The 7557-nt window shown below is 43.7% G+C and carries 4 protein-coding genes; 2 read left to right on the top strand and 2 right to left on the bottom strand.

All coding sequences use genetic code 11. The features are described from left to right. The first annotated feature begins 726 nt into the window (after positions 1 to 726). Positions 727 to 1920, top strand: a complete 1194-nt coding sequence (locus RLO19_RS09630) for a DNA cytosine methyltransferase (RefSeq protein ID WP_446355893.1) — start codon at positions 727 to 729, stop codon at positions 1918 to 1920. Positions 1921 to 2035: 115 nt separating this feature from the next. On the opposite strand, the gene RLO19_RS09625 is transcribed toward RLO19_RS09630, so the two are convergent. Continuing rightward, positions 2036 to 3472 carry a serine/threonine protein kinase gene (locus RLO19_RS09625; protein WP_446355892.1) on the bottom strand — a complete coding sequence of 479 codons (1437 nt, stop codon included), beginning with the start codon at positions 3470 to 3472 and terminating at the stop codon, positions 2036 to 2038. A gap of 30 nt (positions 3473 to 3502) precedes the next feature. Continuing rightward, on the bottom strand, positions 3503 to 5083 hold the full coding sequence (locus RLO19_RS09620; RefSeq protein WP_446355890.1) for a protein kinase domain-containing protein: 1581 nt from the start codon (positions 5081 to 5083) through the stop codon (positions 3503 to 3505). Between the two features lie 126 nt (positions 5084 to 5209). On the opposite strand from RLO19_RS09620, the gene RLO19_RS09615 reads away from it, so the two are divergent. Further along, positions 5210 to 7528 carry an ATP-dependent helicase gene (locus tag RLO19_RS09615; RefSeq protein ID WP_446355888.1) on the top strand — a complete coding sequence of 773 codons (2319 nt, stop codon included), beginning with the start codon at positions 5210 to 5212 and terminating at the stop codon, positions 7526 to 7528. The last annotated feature ends 29 nt before the right edge of the window (positions 7529 to 7557 follow it).

Below are 7557 nucleotides of genomic sequence, written 5' to 3'. Positions count from 1 at the left end.
ATGCCCTATCGTACTATTGAAAACAAGAAAGAATGTGTTTTCTGGTGCTTGTTGCTTAGACTTTTTACCTGTACAAGCCTTTCTGTACAGAACCCTCTAAGCCTAGTTTTCAAGGTGCGATGCCTCTCGGCTCTGGGTTTTTATAGAGGTTTAATACCCTTTCCTCTAAGTGAATTTTAACACAAAGTCGTCCTTTAAGGACGAGGCTTTAGACCCAATTTTTCGGTAAATACGGCAAAAATGCCATTGCCAGCCTCCCTATCTAATCCCTTAAATGTTCCTGATGACTCATTCTCATCATAAAGCCTTTTATCTTATTTAACATTAAGTTTAATGTCAAGTCAATACAACTATACTTAAAGTATGATTCATTCAGCTTTAAAAAATGCCCGCCAAGTCAAGTAAGCCGCTCTCAGGGCTGACTCACCTGGAAAAGGGTTGCAGCCGACAGGATGGAGCTAAAACTCTGAAGCAATTAATAATTAAGAAGCCTACTTGCCCTTGTTGCTCAGATACCTTACTCTGTCATATACGTTTAGGAGGACTTTACTGGCGATGTAGCTACTGTGATCAGGAAATGCCAATCTAGAAACCAGCGTCGGAAGAGAATTCTCAAGTGCTAATAGTACACCCAACCGTAAGAGCGCAAGGATAGTGCCCTGACATAAGTAACTCATTCTGGATTATCTAAACTGGTATAATATTTCTATCCTTTATAGTTGATAAATGACCCTTAGACCCAAACTTTTCTCTTTCTTTTCTGGAATTGGATTTCTTGATTTAGGCTTTGAAGCCAGTGGTTTTGATATCGTATATGTGAATGAAATTAATCCCTCCTATGTAGAAGCTTACCGTTACTCTAGACAAGTTCTGAATCTGCCATTACCCGAATACGGATGCCATTATGCCGAAGATGGAGATGTTGAGCAACTGATAGAAGGTGAACAAGCCTTAAAGCTCTGGGATTTAATCCAGGATGCTCGCAAATCTACGGACATTATTGGTTTCATTGGTGGTCCTCCCTGTCCCGACTTCTCAGTTGGGGGGAAAAACCGAGGGAAAGACGGTGATAATGGTAAACTTTCGGCTGCTTATGTTAAATTAATTTGCCAATATCAACCGGATTTCTTTCTCTTCGAGAATGTTAAAGGATTGTGGAAAACGAAAAAACACCGTCTTTTTTTTGAACAGCTTAAAGATCAGCTAAATAGAGCTGGCTATCTATTAACAGAGCGTCTAATTAACGCGATAGAATACGGCGTTCCTCAAGATAGGGAGAGGATTATCCTACTCGGATTTCATCGAAGTTTAGTCAAAGATATAGGACTATCGCCAACTGCCCAATTTATGCCTGAAGGCGTTTTTTCCTGGATGACTTCTATTGTATATCCTAAGCCAAGAGTTTTCGCTTGTCCTTGGGCTGCAACTGATCCCTTTCAGGAAAATTCACACCGCCCTTGCTCTAATGATATTATTCAGGAACTAACAGTTGAATATTGGTTTCGGAAAAACGATGTACTTAACCATCCCAATGCTAAACATCATTTTAAACCGAGAGCGGGACTCAAGCGATTTCTTTCGGTGGCGGAGGGAGATGATTCACGAAAGTCTTACAAACGTCTTCACCGATGGCGTTATTCCCCGACAGCTTGTTACGGAAATAACGAAGTTCACTTACATCCTTATAAAGCGCGTCGTTTATCTGTTGCTGAAACCCTGGCTATACAATCGTTACCGAAAAACTTTGTCCTTCCCGATGACATGTCACTGACAAATATGTTTAAAACAATTGGTAATGGGGTTCCTTACTTAGCATCTAAGGCTATTGCTCAAAGTATTCTGGATTTTTTATCAACAACAGAATGGCATTATGAACAGCCAAAACAAAAGCGACTAAAGTTACCCTTATTATCCAGCTAGTTAATGAATTATGGAGATAAATCTCAGTTCCACAGACTTAATCAAGTCGCTTTATCAAGCTTGCGTTGAATCCTGAAGGGATAGTGTATTTACCCAGTCTAGGATTCAGTCATCTCTAGAGACGCCTGCGATCGTTATTTTTAAGGTCAGATTCTGGTAGTGAGTTAACCCTTCCTTGCTCAGTGTTTCGTACTTTATCCAGAAATGTCCGAATCTCCCAGACTAGCCATTCTTGTTCAGGTTTAGTTAGGTAAAAGCCAAAGCTGAATTTTGAATACCACCTTAATGATGGCATATCGAGGACAATATATTGTCCATATAATGGAAACAACCCCAACTTGACTTGCTTAATCTTCTGCGTATATCCCTGAATTTTTCCTTGAGATAGTCTTAAATTCCAGATAAATATACGGATATTTTTTATATCAATCTCTAATCTTTTGCGAGATGTAATAGATGATAGGTAAGATAGTAAACCAACTATTCCCCAGGTTAAAATAATATGGACAAAAAATAATCCTATGCTACTCTGGTTTATATAATTTGAAAAAGTATAGTATATCAAAGCCAGCGGCAATGTACATCCCGTCCAAATCAGAAAAATGAGTCCAAAAATTTGACTATGCTTGGTGCGTAATAAAACAGGGGGAATTTCTATTAGCAAACGTTCTTCTGTCTCAGTCAACCGAATCGGAGTATACTTAGGTCTGCATGGCTTTTGTACGATACAATCATCAGCACTTTTCTCTCCTTTCAGTACAGCTAAAGCAGCATGAGCCGAAGGAAATCGATTCTCAATGGCAGGTTCTAGCATCTTTTCTAACCAGTCGGCAAATGGTTTAGAAATACGCACATGAGAGCGGAAATGAATCTTAAGCTGGCGTTGAGGTAAATCCGCCGGAGATTTCCCCATCAACAGAAAAAGTAGTGTAGTTCCTAAACCATATAAATCTGTGGCTGGAGTCGCTTGTCCCCGAAACTGTTCGGGTGCCATATATCCGTAAGTTCCGACAACTGTACTGCCGCCTGTAACCGTATTATGATAAGTATCCTGTACAGCACCAAAATCCACCAGAAAAACTTGCCCGTCTTCCGTGCGAATAATATTTTGAGGTTTAATATCACGGTGAATCACTGGTGGGGTTAACTGCTGCAAATAAACCAGAATTTCTAAAACTTGTGCGGCTAAATGTTTCACCTCACGTTCATTCGGTTTCCAGCCATTTTCTACCAACGTGGCGAGAGAGTTACCCGGAGCGAGTTGTTGCACAATATAAAAGTAACAATCCTGAGATGTGTCTACTTGGAAATAGTCTAGGTAATGGGGAATAGCCGGATGATTTAAATGAGCCAGAATGTGAGCTTCTCGTTCAAATAACTCTAGAACCTTCCAATCTGTCATTCGCCGCAACGACAATGATTTGAGGGCAACTGACTGATGCGTTTTCAGGTTTTGAGCTTCATAAGTTATGCCAATGCCACCTTGTCCCAAAATCCGGATAATCCGATAACTTTGGGCAATAATTTCTCCCGATTGATGCAACAATTCCATAGCTACCCCTGTAGGATTATGATCAGATTTTTACTTATTGGCGTCGTACCGTTTGAGCAGTTCCACAATATGCAAATCACTCGATGCCATCGCAAGTTGTAAGGGTGTCTTCCCTTGATTATCTTTGGCGTTGATATTTGCTCCTTTGGCAAGAAGCAGTTCTATCACTTCTTTTGCTTGATTTCTGTCAGGGTCATACTGGATTGAGGCTATGGCTTCATGCAAGGGAGTTTTCCCCTGATTATCCTTAATATTAATATCAGCTCCCTGGGCTAACAAAAGTTTTATGATTTCATTCTGCTCGTTATCCACAGAATATTTGCCTACCGCTGGAAATAGGGGAGTCTGACCCTGTGCATCTTTAGCATTGACATCTGCCCCATTAGCCAGCAAAAGTTTTACGATTTCCTTACGTTCATTTTTTATTGCACCAGATTCATGATAATAGCCCTTCGCTAAGGCTAAAAATAGAGGGGTTTGCTTATGATACTTGTCCTTGGCATTGACATCAGCACCATTAGCTATCAATAACTCTACCAATTGCTTTGAGTCCGCCTGATGTAATAGAGTTGCGCCTGAAACATCTCTAGCATTAACACTAACTCCTGTATCTAGATGTTTCTTAACTGTATCAATATCTCCCTTTTGTGCCGCTTCGTGTATCGCTCTGGGTGTAATACCCAAGACTCCAAGCAGAGGATATTTGTAGACGTTAACGACACTAGCTGCCGTAATCGCTACAAGTGTAGCGGCGATTAAGCCTTTCCAGGGAACAGGTGTAGGGGTTTGAGTTTTCAGTCTTTGCTTACCCTCTAGTACCGCTAACGCTTCCTGGGCGGACGAAAATCGATCTTCAACATCGGGTGCTAAAATCGTCTCCAACCAAGCGGCAAATCCTTCACTAATCTGGACATGGGAACGGAAATTTATTGTTAACCCCTCTGTGGGTAAATCAGTCGGAGAACGATGAGTGATCAAAAATAATAAGGTTGCCCCTAATCCATATAAATCTGTTGCCGGAACCGCTTGTCCTCGAAACTGTTCGGGTGCCATGTATCCGTAGGTTCCCACCACCGTACTACCACGCATAAATGTACTGTGATAGGTATTTTGCACCGCACCAAAATCAACCAGAAACACGCGCCCATCAGGAGTTCGGATAATATTCTGGGGCTTGATATCCCGGTGAATCATCGGTGGGTTTTGCTGGTGCAGATAAATTAGAATTTGTAAGAGTTGAATCGCGATGTGTCGCACCTCTGATTCATTCCCATGCCACCCCTTTTGTACCCACATTGCCAAGGATTGCCCTGCGGCTAGTTCTTGAACCAGATAAAATGATCGATCTTGAGGTGTGTCAACATGAAAATAGTTCAAGTACCTGGGAATACCAACATGATTCAATTGCGCTAGAACATAGGCTTCTCGTTCAAAGAGTTCCAGCATCTTCCAATCCGTCATCCGGTGGAGTGATAAGGCTTTCAGGGCTACCCGTTGCCCCGTTTGTAAATCTTGTGCGTGATAGGTTGTCCCACTACCACCTTGACCTAATTGGTCTACAATGCGATAACGCTGGGCAATAATCTCTCCTGAGTGCCGCAGTAGTTCCATAACCCTTCTCCCTGCCATGAAGGTGTCTTGATTGGTTCGCTAGTTATTCCCGTAGATGAAACCGAATTAAACCCGTGACGAGTGATGAGTGTATATACCTAAAATTATCGCCTTTCCTCTTAAAAAATGCCAGATCATCCCAACGTGACTCAAGACACCTTACCACTGTCCCTAACTGCCTTCAGAGAGCAGGAATTGCAACGCCTGAGGAACAGCTTACGCCAAGGACAACAACCGATGGCAGATTGGCAGGGGGGAACTCTGGCGGTGTCGGCGGTACCGGGTGCCGGGAAGTCTACGGGAATGGCAGTCGCGGCAGCCATTGCGATCGCGCGATATCAACTCCATGGTAAACGACAATTGGTCGTGGTCACGTTTACGCGATCGGCGGCGGCTTCAATTAAGGGGAAAATTAGGGATTATCTTAAACCGCTACGCTTACCCCAAAATAGTTTTGTGGTGTATACTCTTCATGGGTTAGCCCTAAATATTGCCAACCGCCATCCTGATTTATCGGGGATTAATTTAGATACGCTAACCGTTGTCACCCCCAATCAAACCCACCGCTTAATTCGTGCTTGTGTGGAACAGTGGATTGCTGCCAATCCGCGTCGCTATTCTATTTTGTTGGAAGGAGTAAGTTTTGATGGGGAAGAGACGGAACGATTGCGGCGACAATCCGTATTGCGAACCGAAGTGTTACCGTCTTTGGCATATACGGTAATTCACGAAGCCAAAAGTTCCGGATTATTACCCGAAGACTTATGGGTAATCAGTCAACAAACCAATGACCCTTATGGCATTTTAGCGATCGCGGCGGGATTATACGAGCAATATCAACGAGTGACGCGATCGCGAGACTTTATTGATTATGATGATATGATTCTAGCCGCGTTGCGAGTGCTAGAAGATAACACCGTGCGCCAACTATGGCAGCAGCAATTTTTTGCCGTATTTGAAGACGAGGCACAGGATTCGAGTCCTTTACAATATCACTTACTACAAACTCTAGCCGCTGATCCGACTAATCCTTACACACCCCTCAATTTAATCCGGGTGGGTGACCCAAATCAAGCGATTAACTCCACCTTTACTCCCGCAGACCCAATATATTTTAATCGCTTTTGTACCGAATGTCAGCAGCAGCAGCGCCTTGCTACGATGGATCAAGCGGGTCGCAGTACACCAATTATTATTGATGCCGCTAATTTTATCTTAAATTGGGTAAATCAGACCTATACTCAAAAAGAGGATGAATCCACTCGTCCCTTTCGTCCCCAAACCATCCGTACCGTACCCCCTAATGACCCACAAACCGACGCCAATCCTCAGCCAGAGGGACGAGGGTTAGAAATTTATACCCCCAGTGATATTTATCAAACTGTAGAACTTTTGGGACAAAGGGTTATAGACTTATTCACCCGCAACCCCAAACATAACGCGGCGGTATTAGTGCGGGAAAATCGCCAAGGGAATTTTATCGCCCAGAAACTCGACTATCTCAAACGCCAGCATGATATTGAGGTGTATGATGTACAGGGGAGCGATCGCCACTCTCACATTCCCATAGAAATACTGGCATTATTGCAATTTATCGACCGTCCCCATTCTCCCGATTACCTAAAAGCCGCATTAGAAGTTCTAGTTAAACGCCAACTCATTCCCACCCAAGACTTAAACGCCCTCGCCACCTACCCCGAACAATTCCTCTATCCAGGACCCCTTGACCCCCATCCCACGCCCGCAGTCAGTCAAGCCGCCAGATACTGCCGCAGTCTATTAAGGGCGCGTCTAGAATTACCCCATTATCAGCTTATTTCCTTTTTAGCCCTCACCTTACAGTACGACCAATCCGAACTCGCCACAGCCGATAAACTCGCCGAACGAGTCGTTAAACAAACCTACAGCAGCAGCGCCATGTCTGCTACCTTAGCCGCATTGAGTGAAATTGTTTCATCGGAACGGTTTGAACCCGTAGAAACCGAAGACGCCGACTCTCGCTATCTACGTCGCCGTCAACTAACAATTATTACCATGCATAAAGCCAAGGGATTAGATTGGGACTATGTATTTCTCCCCTTTCTCCACGAAGACACCATTCCCGGTAATCCCTGGGTACCCACAGCGGCACAGTTTTTAGGGGATTTTACCCTAGCCGAAGTCGCGCGGGCGCAAATTCGGGCAAATTTGCATGATTTCCCCCTACCCACCGCCATGGAAGCCTGGGAGAAAGCGGGACAGCTTAAAACCGCAGAAGAATATCGTTTATTATACGTAGCAATGACACGGGCAAAGCGACTGTTATGGATGTCGGCGGCGCACAAAGGACCCTTTCGCTGGAACACCTTTAGTGGTCAAGCATCGGATAACTTGCAGATGAAAAAACCTTGTCCTGTGTTACCCGTATTGAGTCGTCGCTTCCCAGAGTCAGTTCGTTCGTCGTAGGGGTTTGGTCACCAAATAGGGGTTTGGTG

The organism is Coleofasciculus sp. G2-EDA-02, from assembly GCF_040226375.1.
GTDB lineage: Bacteria > Cyanobacteriota > Cyanobacteriia > Cyanobacteriales > Coleofasciculaceae > Coleofasciculus.
This window is presented reverse-complemented; position numbering and strand designations above follow the sequence as displayed.